This window comes from Thermostichus sp. MS-CIW-26, assembly GCF_054059115.1.
Map to the genome: position 1 here is coordinate 43,117 of NZ_JBSSBV010000007.1, position 17,524 is coordinate 60,640.

Annotated in this window: 16 protein-coding genes; 5 read left to right on the forward strand and 11 right to left on the reverse strand. The window is 58.2% G+C overall.

Going from position 1 to position 17,524, the window contains the following annotated elements; genetic code table 11:
• Positions 1-136 precede the first annotated feature (136 nt).
• Together ACVWZU_RS04195 and ACVWZU_RS04200 are read right to left on the reverse strand one after the other, a co-directional pair.
• Entirely contained in the window at positions 137-1,006 is an 870-nt protein-coding gene (locus ACVWZU_RS04195) for a M48 family metallopeptidase (protein ID WP_011433741.1), read from the reverse strand.
• Positions 1,007-1,040: 34 nt separating this feature from the next.
• Entirely contained in the window at positions 1,041-1,709 is a 669-nt protein-coding gene (locus ACVWZU_RS04200) for a hypothetical protein (RefSeq protein ID WP_457443524.1), read from the reverse strand.
• Between the two features lie 175 nt (positions 1,710-1,884).
• On the opposite strand from ACVWZU_RS04200, the gene treY reads away from it, so the two are divergent.
• Positions 1,885-4,686, forward strand: coding sequence for a malto-oligosyltrehalose synthase (treY, locus tag ACVWZU_RS04205; protein WP_457443526.1), 2,802 nt, complete (start codon positions 1,885-1,887; stop codon positions 4,684-4,686).
• 44 nt (positions 4,687-4,730) lie between these two features.
• Here the strand turns inward: treY and ACVWZU_RS04210 are convergent, their stop codons facing one another.
• The 3 genes from ACVWZU_RS04210 to ACVWZU_RS04220 form a co-directional block, all read right to left on the reverse strand.
• Positions 4,731-5,924 carry an RNA-guided endonuclease InsQ/TnpB family protein gene (locus tag ACVWZU_RS04210; RefSeq protein ID WP_457443563.1) on the reverse strand — a complete coding sequence of 398 codons (1,194 nt, stop codon included), beginning with the start codon at positions 5,922-5,924 and terminating at the stop codon, positions 4,731-4,733.
• 17 nt (positions 5,925-5,941) lie between these two features.
• On the reverse strand, positions 5,942-6,739 hold the full coding sequence (tpiA, locus tag ACVWZU_RS04215) for a triose-phosphate isomerase (RefSeq protein ID WP_457443565.1): 798 nt from the start codon (positions 6,737-6,739) through the stop codon (positions 5,942-5,944).
• 217 nt (positions 6,740-6,956) lie between these two features.
• Complete coding sequence (locus ACVWZU_RS04220; protein WP_414342337.1) at positions 6,957-7,367, reverse strand: FHA domain-containing protein; 411 nt, start codon at positions 7,365-7,367, stop codon at positions 6,957-6,959.
• Between the two features lie 338 nt (positions 7,368-7,705).
• On the opposite strand from ACVWZU_RS04220, the gene ACVWZU_RS04225 reads away from it, so the two are divergent.
• The 4 genes from ACVWZU_RS04225 (at position 7,706) to ACVWZU_RS04240 (ending at position 10,902) form a co-directional block, all read left to right on the forward strand.
• A complete protein-coding gene (locus tag ACVWZU_RS04225) occupies positions 7,706-8,011 on the forward strand; it encodes a rubredoxin (RefSeq protein ID WP_457384587.1) in 306 nt (101 codons plus the stop codon).
• A gap of 8 nt (positions 8,012-8,019) precedes the next feature.
• Positions 8,020-9,009: a photosynthesis system II assembly factor Ycf48 gene (locus tag ACVWZU_RS04230; protein WP_414389242.1), complete on the forward strand. Its 990-nt coding sequence runs from the start codon at positions 8,020-8,022 to the stop codon at positions 9,007-9,009.
• Positions 9,010-9,039: 30 nt separating this feature from the next.
• Positions 9,040-10,143 (forward strand): undecaprenyldiphospho-muramoylpentapeptide beta-N-acetylglucosaminyltransferase, encoded by a 1,104-nt coding sequence (murG, locus tag ACVWZU_RS04235; protein ID WP_414356779.1) that lies wholly within the window; start codon positions 9,040-9,042, stop codon positions 10,141-10,143.
• Positions 10,144-10,263: 120 nt separating this feature from the next.
• On the forward strand, positions 10,264-10,902 hold the full coding sequence (locus ACVWZU_RS04240) for an endonuclease III domain-containing protein (protein WP_457443528.1): 639 nt from the start codon (positions 10,264-10,266) through the stop codon (positions 10,900-10,902).
• A 16-nt stretch (positions 10,903-10,918) separates the two neighbouring features.
• Here the strand turns inward: ACVWZU_RS04240 and ACVWZU_RS04245 are convergent, their stop codons facing one another.
• From ACVWZU_RS04245 to ACVWZU_RS04270, 6 genes are all read right to left on the reverse strand, one after another.
• A complete protein-coding gene (locus ACVWZU_RS04245) occupies positions 10,919-12,790 on the reverse strand; it encodes a chloride channel protein (RefSeq protein ID WP_457443530.1) in 1,872 nt (623 codons plus the stop codon).
• A 7-nt stretch (positions 12,791-12,797) separates the two neighbouring features.
• Positions 12,798-13,586 (reverse strand): type I methionyl aminopeptidase, encoded by a 789-nt coding sequence (gene map, locus ACVWZU_RS04250; RefSeq protein ID WP_457384586.1) that lies wholly within the window; start codon positions 13,584-13,586, stop codon positions 12,798-12,800.
• A gap of 195 nt (positions 13,587-13,781) precedes the next feature.
• A complete protein-coding gene (locus tag ACVWZU_RS04255) occupies positions 13,782-14,351 on the reverse strand; it encodes a DUF2062 domain-containing protein (protein WP_457443532.1) in 570 nt (189 codons plus the stop codon).
• A 157-nt stretch (positions 14,352-14,508) separates the two neighbouring features.
• A complete protein-coding gene (locus ACVWZU_RS04260) occupies positions 14,509-14,670 on the reverse strand; it encodes a hypothetical protein (RefSeq protein ID WP_457443534.1) in 162 nt (53 codons plus the stop codon).
• 564 nt (positions 14,671-15,234) lie between these two features.
• Positions 15,235-16,296: a DUF1611 domain-containing protein gene (locus ACVWZU_RS04265; RefSeq protein WP_457410730.1), complete on the reverse strand. Its 1,062-nt coding sequence runs from the start codon at positions 16,294-16,296 to the stop codon at positions 15,235-15,237.
• Positions 16,296-17,348 (reverse strand): dipeptide epimerase, encoded by a 1,053-nt coding sequence (locus tag ACVWZU_RS04270; protein ID WP_414342327.1) that lies wholly within the window; start codon positions 17,346-17,348, stop codon positions 16,296-16,298. Before ACVWZU_RS04270 ends, ACVWZU_RS04265 begins: the two co-directional genes overlap by 1 nt.
• Positions 17,349-17,524 lie beyond the last annotated feature (176 nt).

Consider the following 17,524-nt stretch of genomic DNA (forward strand, 5'->3'; position numbering starts at 1 on the left):
GAAACGGTTGTTTAAGGCACTGGTAACGGTCGATTGGGGGTGCTGTAAACCACCCCAGAGGCTCGTGGTTGGCTTGCCAACTGCAGGGCTACTAAAAGCCCGCTCTGTACTGCTTTAGCGGTCGGAGTCGGGTAGTTTACGAAGCAGCCGTTGACGTCCGCGGTGCGGAGCCCAATCCCTGGAGCTCCAGGATCTGCTGATAGGTGTTGCTGCGGAACCAACGCTCGATTTCTCTGGCCCGCAGCACCGGCAGCGGATGGGTGCGCCCCACCGTTTGCATCTGCTTCAGCTCCATCTGCCACAGATCCCCGTCCAGCTCGTCGTAAGTACGGGCCTGCTCCAAAAAGGCGTCCACGTTCAGCTTGGAGGCTAATTGCGGGGATCCCCCACACAATTTCATCAACACCGAGATCACCGTCTTGGCATCTTGGGCTACCAACAGCGCCGCCCGGTCACAGGTAAACTCGGCACACCGCAGCCAGTGCATCAGTTGATCCTGCAACGCCTGATAAAACAACCCCCCGAAGGGGAGCAAGCTGGTGGAGAGCATGAGAATGTTGGCCATCGTCAAGTAGACCCCGTGATTGCACTTCAAGTGGCCCAACTCATGAGCGATCACGGCCTGAATTTCCGGCGGCTCCAACAGATCCAGCAGAGAGCTGTGCAAGACAATGAAGGGCTTTTTCCCCTGCATGGCAAAGGTGTAAGCATTGGGCGTGGGGTTCTGCCGCACGTAGAGCTGGGGCACCTCCAGATCCAAGATGCGACAGGCCTGCACCAAAAGCTGATGAATTTCCGGCAACTGATGCTCGTTAATTTGGATGCTGGAAGCAATGTTGTCCAGATAAAATATCTGTCCTGCCGTTGAGCCAAGCCAATTTTGAATCAGCAGGCCCAGCCCCGGCACTTGCTGCAGAGAGCGGGTGGCTTGCAGATCCACGGGATGACGAAATTGGTCGGCCCGCAGGCCCAACAGAATGCGAGGTTCTCGTTGAATGGACGACATAGACAATAGACAACAGAGGGAGAAAGGACTTCGGTTACAACTCGTAGGGCACAAACTGGCGGTGGCGATTCAACAAAAATAGCCGCTCCGGCGGCGGATCCGGCAGGGTCGGCTTGTTGGTAAAGTCAAACGGGTTCTCTCCAGAGGGGATCTCCCAGTAGACCACATGATCTTGAATGCGAGTGCCATCGGTAACAAAGCGCCCAGTATCGGCGGCAGCACGCTCAGCGCGGCGATAGAGTCGCCCTTGCCAGGTCAAGTGCGGGGGCAGCCCCAATCCCAAAAACAGTTGCTGCCGACTGGATTCCTGGTTGAACACCGTTTGCAGGCGATCCGCCCAGATCCTTGCCAGATCTGCCGGTTGGGGAGCAGCATGAGCCTCTGCATCGGCTGGAGTTACCTCCAACAGCAGTTGCTGGTTCAAAAGAATCCGAGCGGCTTGAGCTGGGGGATCCCCGCTGCCGGTCGTCGAGGGATTGGGACTGGGGATATCCAGACTGACCTGCACCTGAGGGCTGCTGGCCTGTAGCAAAATCTCTTCCAACCGTTGCTTCAGCAGACGGAGGCGAGCGGGGGCATCGGGGGTGCGCAGGGTCAAAACCAGCTCACTCCCCACCCGAAACTCGCTTTCTGCCCAGGTTGCCTCACTCCGCCAACTCCCCATCAGCCCACCCACGAGCAGGATCCCTGCCCACCTCGCCATCCTTGCCGGCCCCCTTACCGGGGGTGAAGCGCTCCTCTGTGGCCTTGACAAGTTCACTAACCTCGCCTCTCCCCTGCAGGACTCCTTGATCTTAGCCGCTACCCTAGATACATCTGTTCTCTTGACCCTATGCCGTTGGCAAGCTCGGCTTCTTTGTCATTGTTCTAAGGTCATCATGCGGATCCCGACTTCCACCTATCGCATTCAGTTTCATGCTGGGTTTGACTTCGACGCAGCACGACAGATTGTTCCCTACCTGAAGTTGCTGGGCATCAGTGACTTGTATGCCTCTCCCATCTTCCAAGCCCGCAAAGGCAGCACCCACGGCTACGACGTGGTGGATCCCAGGCAAATTAATCAGGAATTGGGGGGAAGCGAAAAGTTTGAGCTCTTGTGGGAAGCCCTCAATCAGCAGGGAATAGGCTGGATCCAGGACATTGTGCCCAATCACATGGCCTACGATGGCCAAAACCAGATGCTCATGGACGTTCTGGAGAGCGGCCCCAACTCAGATTTTGTTGACTACTTTGATGTGAATTGGAATCACTCTTACCTGGGGATCAAAGGCAGAATCTTAGCCCCTTTCTTGGGAGATTTCTACGACAAATGTTTGGAGTCGGGTCAAATCCAGCTTCGTTATGATGCCGATGGCCTAAGTATTAACTACTACAACTTGAGGTTCCCCCTCAATATTGACACCTATGCGGATGTTTTTACCTACAACCTGAGCAAACTGCGGCGAAAATTGGGACGCAGCCACCCTGACTACGTCAAGTTGCTCGGGATCCTCTTCAGCCTGAAATTCATTCCCAGCAAGGAAGATCTCCTAGAGCGCACCGATCAAATTAGCTTTGCCAAGCATTCATTGTGGGAACTCTACACGTCTAGCCAACCTATCCAGAGCTTTTTTGACGAGAACATTGCCATCTTTAACGGCAAGCCAGGGGATCCGTCAAGCTTTGACCTGCTGGATAGTCTTCTGGCGCGGCAAAATTTTCGCCTTTCCTTCTGGAAGGTGGGTGCTGAGGAGATCAATTATCGTCGTTTCTTTACCATTAACGAGCTGATCTCACTGCGGGTGGAAGATCGCGAGGTGTTTCGCAAAACCCATCAGCTTATCTTTAAGCTTGCAGAACAGGGGCGTTTTAGTGGTTTGCGCATCGATCATATCGATGGGTTGTTCAATCCCGAAGAGTATCTCCATCGCCTGCGGGAACGCTGCCCAAATCTCTACATCGTAGTAGAAAAAATACTAGAGGCTAATGAAAGTCTGCCCCAAAGCTGGCCGGTTCAGGGCACAACGGGCTATGATTTTTTGGCTAAGCTCAACGGCATCTTTTGTCAAGAAGAAAATGCAGAGGCTTTTGACTCTCTCTATCAAAATTTCACAAATCTACGGCATTCCCCAGAGCAGGTTATCGAAGATAAAAAACGCCTGATCATCGAGCGCAACCTGTCAGGAGATATGGATAACCTTGCTTTTTTGCTCAAACAGATCACCAGCCACCATCGCTATGCCAATGACTTTACCCTCTACAGTTTACGTCGAGCTTTGGTAGAAGTTTTGGTGTGCTTTCCGGTCTACCGCGTCTATATCCACGAAGGGATCCTCAGTCCAGAAGGTCAACAGGTGGTTCGTCAAGCTGTGGAGAAGGCCAAGGAGAACCTGCCCGTTTTGGTGAATGAGCTGAATTTTATTCAGCGCTTTCTCTGCCTGGAGTCTCTGGACAATTTATCAGACCAGGAGAAAAATGAGCAGATCTATTTTGCCATGCGCTTGCAGCAGTTGGCCGGCCCTCTCATGGCCAAAGGGGTAGAAGATACTGCTTTTTATGTGTACAACCGCCTTTTATCTCTCAATGAAGTCGGTGGGGATCCCTGTCGCTTTGGCCTTTCGGTGCAAGAGTTTCACCGCTTTAATCAAGAGCGGGCAGCTCGGTGGCCTCTGTCCATGAATGCTTCTGCCACTCACGACACCAAGCGTGGCGAAGATGTGCGGGCCCGGCTGAATGTGCTTTCTGAAATCCCCGCCGAGTGGGAAAAGCACATCAACCTTTGGCATGAACTGAACCTCGGCTACAAAGTCCGCAGCAAACAAGCCAAGCGCTCAGAACTGCCGGATCGCAATGACGAGTATTTGCTCTACCAAACTTTGCTCGGCTCCTATCCCTTCCAACCGGAAGAGGTGCCCCAGTTCGTACAGCGGGTCAAAGACTATGCCATCAAAGCAGTGCGGGAAGCTAAAGTTCACACCGCTTGGCTTCGCCCCGATACCGAGTACGAAGAAGCCACTACCGCCTTTATCGAACGGATCCTTCAAGGTCCTAACCCCTTTTTGGAGTCCTTTTTGCCTTTCCAACGGAAAGTTGCTCACTTTGGCATTTTTAATTCTCTCTCACAGACGCTGATCAAACTGACCAGCCCTGGGATCCCGGATATTTACCAAGGCACGGAACTGTGGGATTTGAGCATGGTGGATCCCGACAATCGTCGGCCTGTGGATTTTTCCCGTCGCCTCGCCTATCTAGAAGAAATTCAACGGCGGGTTAAACAGGATCCTCTCCAACTCATTGCGGATTTGCTCCTGCACCGCAGCGACGGACGCATTAAGCTGTTTCTGATTCATCATGTGCTCAAGGCCCGCCAGGAACAGCCCCAATTGTTTCTCGAGGGCAGCTACATTCCTCTGCAAATCAGCGGATCCCATGCCGCCCACATTGTGGCTTTTGCCCGTCAGCACGGCAAGCAGGTATTGCTCACGGTAGTGCCGCGTTTTTTAACAAAGTTGATCGACGAAACCCAAGATCCTCTGGGAGAATCCGTTTGGGCAGATACCGAAATTCATCTGCCGCGCTGGAAGCGGCTGGACTGGGTGAATGGGCTAACCCAGGAAAGGATCCCTGCCGGCGAAACCTTGCCGGTGGGCGTTGTCTTGAAATCCTTCCCGGTAGCCCTGCTGTGGGGACAATCCCGCTAGCGGCCTAGGCGGGAGCTAGGGCGTAAACTACCCGACTCCGACCGCTAAGCGGTACGGGGCGGGCTTTCAGTAGCCCTGAGCCTGCTCTGCTCTACCAGAGAACAAAACAGGCCCGAACCTCTAGGCTGGTTTACAGCAGCCCCCAAGAGCGCAATCACATTCGCACCATTCAAATCCGCATCCCCTTCCCATCCACAGTGTCCACACTTAAACTTCTTTCCACTGCGATAGGATTGCGCAGGGTCGGGATGAATGTGCAAACACCGGTGGCAGGTCTGTGACGTGTAGGCAGGCGGAACAAGAATCAGAGCAACCCCCGCACGCAGAGCCTTGTACTCCAAAAATTGACGGAGTTGATAAAACGCCCAACTATTTGCCCGCCTACGCTCTGTCTTGCTGCGTGGCTGTTGATTGACCCTTTCCCGGATCCCTGTCAAGTCTTCCAGAGCAATAGCGCTGTTTGTGGTCTTTGCCCTAGAGACAATAGCTTTGGAGATGCGATGATTGACCCACATTTGAAAGCGTCTCTCCTTGCCAGACAGCCGTTGCAACAGTTCTCTGCATCTGCGCCGCGAACTGCGTGTGCCCTTACTGGCTTTGCGTTGGAGTACCGCCCTCAACCGGGAGTAGTGGTCGCGGACTCTGTTCAACTGCTGTCCATTCCAGTTGTCCCCGTCTGACGTATGGGCAATATCTGTCCTCCCCAAGTCCACCCCGATCACCTTGTCGGTATCTTGTTGCTTGGGTGGCTTTTCCTCTACACAAATCTGGATGTAGTAGGAGCCATCTTTGCGCTTGACCAGGGTGACAGATTTGGGGTTGGAACCAGCCAGCATCCCACGCTGGTAGTTGCCAATGGCCAGTTCAAAGCGTTCTCTCCCTTCCACCGTGGTCAGCGACACCGTCCAGTCTTTTTGACGGAACGAGAAGATGCGTGCGTCGTAGGTAACGAACCTACGCTTGAACTCTTTAACTGGACGGTTGCGCTGTCTCGCCACTTTGCGGGCGCCGGCCACCCGCCTGCAGACCTGTTGGGCCAAGTTGCTAGACAAGCCGAATCGGGCTCGAATCTCGTAGTAGCAAAGGGATTGCAGTTTGACCGCATTAACGATCTTCTCCGGCGTGTTCTGGTTGACCCAGTTCAGTGCCTGCACAAAGGCATCCATCGTCGCGTCCAATTTAGCGGCTTGCGACTGGGACACCTTGAGCTTGCAGGATATGGTCAGGACTTGGCTCATAAGTTCATTGTACTTCATCAAAGCGCATTCCTCCCGGCACTGACCCTACGGGTACAGTGCGGGGCTCCTGCGCTAGTAAGCTGAAAGTTGACGATGCGGGCAAACTCTTGGGGGTCTAGGCTGGCCCCTCCCACCAACACGCCGTCGATCTCAGGCTGGGCCATCAGCTCATCGATGTTGCCGGCCTTCACCGAGCCGCCATACAAAATGGGCAGTTGGGTATTGCCCAGGTGTTGCCGGATCAAGCCGATGACCCGGTTGGCCTCTTGAGCTGCACAAGTCTGGCCGGTGCCGATGGCCCAAATTGGCTCATAGGCAATCACCAAGTTCCCCAGATCGATCCCCGGCAAGGCGCGATCCAACTGCCCCACAATCCAAGACTCGGTCAAGCCTTGCTCCCGCTGCTGCTGGCTTTCTCCCACACAAAGGATGGGGGTGAGCCCGTGCCGCTGGGCGGCTGCCAAACGCCGATTGACGGTTTCGTCCGTCTCGCCGAAGTACTGCCGCCGTTCGCTGTGGCCGACGATGACATAGCGCACCCCCAATTCCGCCAGCATGGGGCCGGAAATTTCCCCGGTAAAGGCCCCCTGATCCTCCCAATGTAGGTTTTGTGCTCCCACGGCTATGTCGGATCCGCAGCTTTGCTCTGCCACCACCGCTAGGTTTGTAAAGGGCACACATAGGATGATCTGCCGCTGGGATGCTGACCCTGACGGCGATGATTGTAGGGCCAGGCCCAACTCTCGCAGAAACTCGCGAGCCTCAGCCTGAGTCTTGTGCATTTTCCAGTTGCCGGCAATGAGGATGGGGCGCAAGATGAGATCCTCCCTTAAAGACAGCAGAAGGAAGGGATCCCGCAAGCAGAAAGCCCAATAAAACAGCAGGGATCCCAGCTTTGTTTTTTCGTATGACACAGTTTACCAGCAAGCGATCCCGAAAATACGGCGACGGGATCCCCTCTCCAAGCGCCGGTTAACCCTTCAACCAGCATGCAGACGGGACAGGCCAAGACCCAACAGGGAAGGCAGCTTCCTACAGCCCAACGATCTGGGTGTTTTCAAAGGTAGCCAGAATTTCATCCAGATCTTTGTTCTGCAGCGAGTAGGTAGCAGTGGCATCGTTGCCAAACTGAATTTCGTCCCCGTCCTCCAGATCCCGAAATTCCACCCGTTGCCCACGCACGTAAAGGCCGTTGGTGCTGGGGGTGCCCTGAATGTCTCCGTCGATGATTTGGTAAGTGAACCCATCGGGAGAAGAGGGGGATTCTGTTTTGACCAAAATGGCGTGGTAGCGAGAGGCGTACTGGGAGTCGATGCGAATGCTGTTGCGTGGATCCCGGCCTAAGGAGTAGAGCTCAGCCGTCAACCAGTAGGCTTTTGGCCCATGACGATCCTTGACGATGAGCACGTGATTGAGGGCTGGTCGGCGAGGGGGCGTGGTCATGAAAGGCACCCGCTTGCACAACACTGAGGGCAGGATAGCCAAAACATAACATAGGATCCCCCTGGTGGATCCCTGTGTCCACCAGATCAGCCTCTCCAAGAGCAGCGGAATCTGCCCATCACTCTGAGCTGGCGCGGGATCCCCCTGAGCAACAAGAAAGGGTCTGAGTAGATTTTTGTAACAATTCCTCTCATAATAGGATCGACGATGCGGATGGCTCCCTGACCATGAATGGCTCGCAACCGGATCCCGGTGTTCAACCCCGTTCTCCCAAGACACCGAGGCTCATTGAGTTGCCAGAAGATGAAACCGATGCGCAGCTCAGCGATCCCCTGCGGATGCAGCGCTACGAATGTCGTTCTTGTGGCTATGTTTACGAACCGGCCAAGGGGGATCAGCTCAATCGGATCCCGGCGGGCGTGCCGTTTGAGGAATTGCCAGCCGATTGGAAATGTCCGGTGTGCCGAGCCGACAAGCGCTTGTTCCAAGCAGTGGGTGCCAAGGGCAAGCCTTCCGGTTTTCAAGAGAACTTGCGCTACGGCCTGGGGGTGAATGTGATGACCCCTGCCCAAAAGAACCTGCTGATCTTTTTGGGATTGGCGCTGGGATTTTTATTTTTGATGAGTTTTTATTTCGTCGAGTGAGGGTCAAGATGTTCAAACCCCTGAGGCTGGTGCTGCTGGTTGCTGTCTCGGTGCTGCTGATGGCGGCGGGGATGCCCAACATGCGGGTGGTCCCCTGGCAGCAGGTGGAAGTGCCCACCCAGAACATTCTGCTGGACATTGCCTTCACCGGCACCACTCCTTCCCATGGCTGGTTGGTGGGAGACAAGGCGACGCTGCTGGAATCCCGCGATGGGGGTCTGCACTGGCAGGTGCGGGAGCTGCCGGGTCTGGAGCCGGAAGCCTACCTGGCCTCCATTAGCTTTGCTGGGGCAGAAGGCTGGGTGGCCGGGCAGCCGAAGATCCTCCTCCACACCCTAAACGAGGGATCCGACTGGACTTCCATCCGCCTCAACAACCAACTGCCAGGGGAGCCGCTCTTGATCCAGGCTCTGGGCCCTGGCGCCGCCGAAATGGTGACCAATGTGGGGGCCATCTACCGCACCGAAGATGGCGGTCAGACCTGGCATGCCCAAGTGGATGAGCCGATTGGGGCCATCAAAAACATTGCCCGCGGCCCTGAAGGCGAATATCTGGCGGTGTCGTCGCGGGGCAGCTTCTACTTTCTGTACACTCCTGAAAGTCGCACCTGGAAGCCCTACCCGCGGGAAAGCTCCCGCCGCATTCAAAACATGGGCTTTGGCCCCCACGGCAGCGCTTGGAAATTGAACCAAGGGGCGGAGATCGCCTTTACCGATGACTTCACCTCCGGCCAGTGGTCGTCGCCGCTGCGTCCAGGGCGGGCCCTCAGCTTTGGCTACCTCAATGCCGCCTACCAGAACGACCACGACCTGTGGGTGGTGGGGGGTGGCGCTACCCTGATCCACAGCCCTGATGGTGGCAAAACCTGGGAACAGGCCAAGAAACTCAGCAACATCCCCGCCAACTTCTACAGCATTGAGTTTTTCGGCCCCGAGCAAGGGTTTATTCTGGGGCAACGGGGCACCCTCTTGCGCTATGTCAGCTCCAACAACTCCTGAAGGTCTCAGGGATCCCTAATCGGCACACGGGTGGATATACGCGCCAAGGATCCAGCTTCACGCCCGCGGCTGCTGGTTGCTGCCAGTGGCACTGGTGGCCACATTTTTCCGGCTTTGGCTATTGCCGAGCAGTTGCCCGACTGGCAGATCGAATGGCTGGGGGTGCCGGATCGGATGGAAGGGAAGCTGGTGCGGGAGCGGTATCCCTTGCACCGGGTCGTCATGTCGGGCTGGCAGGGATCCCCTCTCCACAGGCTGCAGGCCTTGGCCCAACTGGCCCGTGCGACCCTACAAGTGCGCCGACTCCTTATGTCGGGACGGTTTGATATTGTCCTGACCACCGGTGGGTACATTGCCGCTCCGGCCATTTTGGCCGCCCGTTCGCTGGGGGTGCCGGTGTTGCTGCACGAGTCCAATCGGATCCCGGGCAAAGTGACCCGTTGGCTGGGGAGATTTTGTCAGGTGGTGGCGCTGGGCATGGCGGAGACGGCAGAGCATTTGCCAGGGGTGGCCGCCCAAGTGGTGGGCACGCCAGTGCGGGCCGAGTTCTACACGCCCCAGCCTTTCCCTGCCGACCTCCCCATTCCCGACGGGGATCCCCTCATTGTGGTCATGGGGGGCAGCCAAGGGGCGCGGGGCCTCAACCGCATGGTGGCCACCTGTGCCCCAGCTTGGTTGGAGGCGGGGGCCTGGATTGTGCATTTGACCGGCGGCAGCGAAGCTCAAGATCCGGAAGCCAGGATCCCCAGCCATCCCCGCTACCGGCCCTTTCCTTTCCGTCGAGATGTAGCTGCCTTGTTGCAGCGGGCCAACTTTGCCATTAGCCGCGCCGGGGCCATGAGCCTGGCGGAGTTGCTGACCACCGCCACCCCAGCCATTTTGATCCCCTATCCCTTTGCCGCTGAGGATCATCAGTATCAGAATGCTCTGGCCTTTGTGGGGCGCGGTGGGGGGGTGGTCATGCGAGAATCCGAAGAGAATCTGGACTTGCTGCGGCAAACGGTGTTGACCTGGTTGGCCCAGCCGCAGGTGGTTGCCCAAATGGCCGCTCGCTTGCAGGCCGCAGCTCCTCCCAATGCCAGCAAGGTTCTTGCCCGCCTGTTGCAGGAGATCCGCCAGAGTTCTGCCCGTTAAGCCGTGGTACAGCCAAGATTGGACAGCCTTTCCCAACGCCCGCCTGTGCCCGCCAAAGCGGCGGAGTCCCCAACCCTGCTGGCGGAACTCCCGCCCGCTGACAGGATGGAATCGCTGTTGATGCGGCTAGAGCAGTGCTTCGGGATCCCCCAGCGGGCTCCCGATGGCCTTTCCCCCCGCCCGGATCTCCTGGACGAGTTGGTGGGCACGATCCTTTCCCAGAACACCACTGACACCAACAGCAGCCGTGCCTTCCGCGCCCTCAAAGCCACCTTTCCCTCTTGGGAAGCGGTCTTGGCCGCCGACCCGGCAGATCTGGCCCAGGTGATCCGCTCCGGCGGCTTAGCCCACCTCAAGGCAGCCCGCATTCAGGAGATCCTGGCCGCCATTCAAGAACGACAGGGATCCCTGAGTCTGGACTTTCTAAGAGAGCTAGACGACGCCGGCGCCCTCGACTTTCTGCTCTCGTTAAAAGGGGTGGGGCTGAAGACCGCCACCTGTGTGTTGTTGTTCGGCCTGGGTCGGGATCTCTGCCCGGTGGATACCCACGTGCATCGAGTGGCCAACCGTCTGGGCTTGGTGCGGGCCAAACATCCCGACGACACTTTTGCTCAGCTTTCCCCTCAGATCCCCAGAGGCAAAGCCTATTCCCTGCACGTCAACTTTGTCCGGCTGGGCAAGCGCATTTGCAAGGCCCGTATGCCCGAATGTGGCCGCTGCCCGCTGCGTCCCACCTGCCCCTCTGGGCGGCAGCGTTGATCCCGACAGCAGGGCTCTATTCTGCGGGCGCAGTAGAAGCATCTGGGATCCCCTCTTGTCCGTTCCTGCCGACATTTCGCTCTGCTGGGGGAACTTCCGGCTCCAGGGCTTGCCGCACCGATTGAATCTCTTGGGAGAGCAGCACCCGCTCTCGATCCAACAGGCCGACGATCTGCTCCGGGTCTTCCCGCGAGACCACTGGCAATTGGCGCAAATCGTATTCGTACATCGGCTCGGCTGCCACTGCCACCGCCTCATCGGGGAAGGTGGTGAGAACTGGGGATTGGCTGACCTCCTGTACGGTTAGCTCCGCCAACTCCGCCGCCTCCTTATGGGCCAAGGCCCGCTCCAGATCTTCCAGGGTGAGAATGCCCCGCAGCCGCTCCTGTCCGTCCACCACCAACGCGCTATGGCACTTTTGCTGCAGCAAACTCTCCAGAGCTTCTCGCAGCGGTGTGTCTTGCCGAAGCAAAAGAGATGGGGGCACCATCACCTCTTGCACCGTCAGCTCTCTAGGCTCCTGCCCAAGGACTCCGTCAAGCGTTGCGTGGCGATAGCGACGGGCGGAAGGGTAGATGGCCGGCGAATGCAACTGCTCCGTCAGCCAGATGCTCAAACCCACTGCCGCCATCACCGGCAGCGCAATGTGATAGTCCCGCGTCATCTCAAACAGCAGCAAGATGGCCGTTAGCGGAGCCCGCACGCTGGCCGCCAACACCGCCGCCATGCCCACCATGGCGTAGGCAGCAGGGGGAGACAAGGCAATCAAGGGCAAAGCTTGAGATAGCACCTGACCGTAGCCTGCCCCCAGCACTGCCCCCATGAACAAAGCCGGGGCAAAGGTTCCCCCCACAAAGCCGCTGCCCAGGCTCAAAGCGCTCAGCAACAGCTTGCCCAATAGGAGCAGGCCCAGATGGCCAAGAGAAAAGGGAACGGCCTGCAGAATCGACTCAATGGTTTCATAGCCCACCCCCAACGCCAATGGGATCCCCAAGCCCGCGCAGCCCAGGATCCCGCCCCCCAAAATGGGCTTGCTCCAAGCCGGCCAAGCCGCCAGGGGGCCACTGTTGAACAGGTGCTTGCCCCACTCCAGGGTGTAGCTGAAGGCCATAGAAACCAGGCTGGCCAAAAAGCCCAAGCCGAGATACAGAGGTACCTCCAGCAAGCTGTGGATCTCGTAGTCCGGCAAGACAAAAGCCGGCTGGGTGATGGTGGGCAAAAGAAAAGCGGGTTGTGCCCCCAACCCCACCTGGGCGATCAAGGCGGAGACCACCGCCGCCAACACCACCACACTGACAGCAGAAGTGGTGAAGGTGCGGGCCAAAGCCAGCTCCAGCGCCAAAAACACCCCGGCAATGGGCGCGTTAAACCCTGCCGCCAGGCCAGCCGCTGCTCCGGCAGCCATCAACAGTTGCACCCGCTCCCGCGAGAGGCGTAGGTTTTGCCCCAGCAGGGATCCCAGCAAAGCGCCACTTTCCACACTGGGGGCCTCAGGGCCAAGGGAAGCTCCCGCGCCCAACGAGATGGCAGCCGCCAAGAGCTTGAGCGGGATCCACCAGGGCTGAAGTGCCAAAGGACGAGCAGGACTCACCAAGCTGGAGAGGCTCAAGTTGGGAAAGGGCACAACTGCCCCCAAAGCGCCGATCAGCAGGCCCCCCAACACCGGCGCCAAAGCCAGCGGCCAGGATCCCAGCAGCCACAGGCCATAGTGTTCTGCAGCCCTGCCGAGGCCATCCACGAGGGTGTCCTGCAGCAGATAGCGCCACCAGCCAATCAAGTAGCGAAATCCAACCACCAACAGCCCCGTGGCCAACCCCACTGCCGCCGCCAGCAGCAGCAGCAGGTTCTCGGAGGAGAGGCGCAGGCGGAGAGCGGGGGCGCTGTTCATGATCGGCTCAGGGGCTTTGGGAAGGCAGGGTCAAGATCTCTACACCGGTTTCGGTAACGGCGACCGTATGTTCAAATTGGGCCGAGAGCTTGCCATCCAAAGTGACCGCCGTCCACCCGTCGGAGAGCACCTTCACCTCCCAGGTGCCCTCGTTGATCATCGGCTCGATGGTGAACACCATGCCGGGGCGGAGTTTCTCCCCTTTTCCCCGTTCGCCGTAGTGGGGGATCTGGGGAGCAGTGTGGAATTGCCGTCCCACCCCATGCCCGACAAAATCGCGCACCACGCTGTAGCCCTGGGCCTCGGCATATTCTTGGATGGCAGCGCCAATGTCGCCGACTCTCCCCCCCGGCTTGACGGCAGCAATGCCCCGCCGCAGACATTCTTCGGTCACCTCCACCAAGCGCCGCGCCCGCTCAGAAGGCTGTCCGACAAAGAAGGTTTTGGACGTATCGCCGTGGTAGCCATCCAAAACCGGGGTGACATCGATGTTGATGATGTCGCCTTCTCGCAGGATCTGCTTGGGGCTGGGAATGCCGTGGCAGACCACGTGGTTGACGCTGGTGCAGATGGACTTGGGAAAGCCATGGTAGCCCAAAGGGGCGCTTCTGGCCCCATGCGCCCGCGTCCATCGCTCGGCCTCGTCGTTGAGCTCTTGGGTGGTGACCCCTGGCTGCACCATCGGCTCCAAGTGCTTGAGCAGATCTGCCGCCAGGCGACAAGCCCGCCGCATTTTCTCCAGTTCCCGCGAAGAGAGCAACACAATGGGCTGAGGGGCTTGCGTGAGCTGGTTCATACCCGTCTGCAAAGCGGATCCCAACTGCTCCCCCCATCGCTGAGAGCGACGGCTGAGGTCTGTCAACAACGCTCGCATGTCTTCCATCATGAGACCTTATCTGTGAAAAGCTCTGTGAAAACGGATGGATCTCTGCACCTGCAGACTGTCCAGGATTGGGTTCTCAGTTGGGATTCTGAATCGCCTTGCGCCCATTCACAGACCCCTGCCGGCCATTTTCTGCCGCCGACGAATCCGCTGCACCAACCACAGCCCCAGAAAATAGCTGACGAGGGATCCCCAAAAACCGACAAACGCACAGCCGACAAACAGCGTGCCCGACATCTCCAAGCCCCACTGCATCCAGTTTTGCCAGGTGGCCGCCACCAGCTCTGTGGTGGGAAGGACAGTTCGGGATCCCAGTAGCCATTCTCCCACCTGGTAGTTAAACGCATAGATGGGCACATAGGTGAAGGGATTACTCACCCAGGTCCCTGCCGCCGCCGCCAGCTTGTTGCCCCGAAACGGAACAGCCAACACCAGAGCGGCCAACGTTTGAAAGCCGAAGATGGGGAAACAGCCGGCAAAAACCCCTACCGCCAAGCCACGGGCAATTTCTTTTGGCGACGATTGCAGCCGCAACAGGCGCAGATAAAGATAGCGCAGCCAACGCTTCCAGGAAGGATCCCGGCAGGCTAGGGTCGGCCCTGGTTGAGATCCAGAGTAGGATCTGGAATAAAGCTTAAGGGATCCCGGCGAAGGCCAGGAGAAAGAGGGCAGCCTCAACCAAAAGAGGGGGCTCATGGTGGCAAGGGGGCAACTGAGAGAAGGTGTTAAGTCCTGTAAATCCAGTGTATCTTTCCTGCCCTTGGCGACAAAGGGCCATTGGCAAATCCGGGACAGCAGCAACGGGGTGACGCCGGGGGATCGGTTTACGGAGTGGTCACCTGAGCTTGTCCACCAAGGCCAGCAGAAAGTTAAGACTCAAGTAGGAAACCAACACCAGCAAAAACAGGAACAGGGCAATGCTCAGCCCGGATCGCAGGGCAGAGGGCAGGGATCCCGATTTCATTTTGGGATCAGGCTTTTCGGGGGGAGTTGTCATCTGGAGTTCTGGGGAAGACTGTGAATCTAGGATCCCATCTTGGCTGTGCAGGTGTACCCATCGGCTTACTTTCCGAAGATTGAAGGCCTGATACATTTACGCTGAACACTGCTGAACATCACTGTTCAACTATGCAGCGATGGCATTCTGTTTGTTTCCAAACAGAATGGCGGTATCCCGCAAAGCTTTGAGTAGAATACCCAAAGCGCAGTTTCCGTGTCGTCTTACTACCAATTTTCTGCTTTGCTTTGGCTACCATGTTGGCAGACTCGAAAGTAAACAGAAAGATCAACTGGTAGTAATCCGTACTGAACATATTATACATTATTTTCAGTATAGTTGAGCTTATTATTGACTAGAGTCATGCTCTTCTCTGAACACGGAGCAAGCCCAGTTCCTGGCCCCCGGCCAATGGGAGCGACTTGGATCGAGAATACCTGGCTGAGGAGATCGCATCTCAGAGAAGACAACGGCACCGGGAACCATCTGAATCGCTCACCTGTTGAAGATGATGAGTTTTTCCCAGATGGACAATGGGAGTGGATCCGCTGTCTGCAAACTGAGTTATCCTGCCGCCAAAATTGCCTCCAACAAGGGATCCGCCCCAAAACGCACCACATCCGTACAGGGCCGTCCGGTCTCGGCTTCCACCCGGCGGATCTGCTCTAGGGCTGCTTCTTCCTCCCAGCCGAAGGTATTGAGGGCAACCCCCACCACGGGCGCGGGGGCAAAAGCCCCGGCAGCCGCTGCCACCTGCTCATACAGCTCAATCACCTTGGGTAAGGGCGAGATGGGCACGTAGTCTATCCCCTTGATGTGGGTCTGGCCGGCGCGGTGTACCAGGATAAGGTGGGTGGGCTGGGATCCACGCAACAGAGGCAAGGTGGCCGTAGAGGCGGGGTTGAGCAGGGATCCCTGACCTTCCAGGTGCAGAATGTCGTGGTCAGAGCCATAGCGCATGATCAGTTGCTCCACCGCCCCACTGGCATAGTCCACCCGCACCGCATCCAAAGGGATCCCCTCGCCGCCGATCAGGATCCCAGTTTGCCCGGTGGCCAAAAAGCGGGAGCGCAGGCCCCGCCTCAGGCTGGCCCGGTGCAGCTCTAGGCTGGTGGACATTTTGCCCACGCTCATGTCGGTGCCCACCGTCAACACCCGTTTACAGGGCAGGGTGCGGGCCAGGGCTTTCCCCACCGACAGGTTGGGGGGCTCGCGGCGAATATCCCAGATCCAGGCCCCCGGATGCAACCACTGCCGAAACTGGGGATCCTCGGCCAAAGGCGTGTGCAGCCCATTCACCAGAGATAGGCCAGCTCGCAGGGCCAGGCCCAACTCCTCCCGCCATGCTGGCGGCAACTGCCCCCCTGAAGGGGCAATCCCAATCACCAGAACTTCAGGCCGGTGGGCCAGCGCCTCCTCCACCGAGGCCACGATGGGAATGTCTTTGGCAATTCCGGTCAGATGGGCCAGGGATCCCCCCGCCTGCTCCCGGTCGATCACCGCCACCACCGGGAAAGAGCCGTAGCGCAGCAGCCCCAGCCCCGTTTTCCCATGCTCCCCCAGCAACCCCCCGTGGAGCAGGATGGCCACGCGACTTTCGCTGGACAGGGATTCCGGCCTTCCCATTATTCCTCCCGCAGCTCTACCCCCAAACCCGGTCGGTCGGTGGGGAGCAGGCAGCCGTCCTGCAGGATGGCCCCGGCAAAGGGATCGTCGATGAGGTTGAGGTGGCTATCCAAGTCCAGGTAATCCACCAGGGGAGCCAAGTGGGCTGCCGCTGTATTCCCCAGAGCTGTGTTGCTGTAGCAGCCCAACATCACCTGCAGGCCGTGGGCTTTGGCGGTGTGGATCATGCGCCAGGCTTCGCTGAGGCCTCCGCACTTCATCAGCTTAATGTTGATCCCGTGGACGCGATCCACCAGAGGGGGGATATCGCGGCTGTCCATACAGCTCTCATCCACAAAAATGGGCAGCTTCGACTCGTGCCAGAGGGTGATCAGCTTCGCTTCCTGCCCCCTCTCCAAAGGCTGCTCCAGGTAGCTCACCCCTTGCCCCGCCAGCCAGTTGCTCATGCTCAGGGTTTGCTCCACCGTCCAAGCGCCGTTGGCATCCACTGTAATCAGGGATCCCAGCGGGATCACCTCTTGTACAGCAATCAGCATGTTTTGATCCGCCATCAGTCCTGAGCCGCTGCCCAGCTTGATCTTAAAGGCCCGCGCTTGGGTCTGTTCCATCCAGGCCAAGGCGCGCTGGCGGGCCGCCTGCGGGGTGGAGATGCCGATCGTCATCGTCGTGGGCGGAATGCGGGAGCGATCCAGCCCCCACAACTGCCACAGGGGCCTCCCCAGCCGTTTGCCCATCCAATCGTGCAGGGCCATATCCACCGCTGCCCGCGCTGCCGAAGGGATCCCGGCCCGCAGCAGTTCTGCCTCGATTGGCTGTCGCTCCCAGGGGGAATGGCGGCGCAGGATCCCTTTGGCCACGTCCAAGCCCATCAGGATGTCGTCCAGAGACTGGTGGTAGTCGTCGCTCACCGAAAAAGGGCAAGCCTCTCCCCACCCTTCAACTCCCTCCTCCTCAATTCGCACCCAAGCCAAGGTTGTATCGCTGTGGGTACCTCGGCTGATGGTCAAGGCGTAGCGCTTGTGAACGGTGAAAGGTTCGACGTAGAGCCGCATGGGCATCTCCAGAAGAGGAAGCTTGGAGGGGCAATTGGGCCTGGGCCGCCCCTTTGAGCTTAGCTTGGTTCCCAGCCCAGCCTGCCCCCGTCCCCAAGCCCAGAAAACAAGTTATCCCTTGCCCCGTCCGCCGTCTATGGTGGGATCCAGATCCACCGTTCTCCATACCCTTGCCA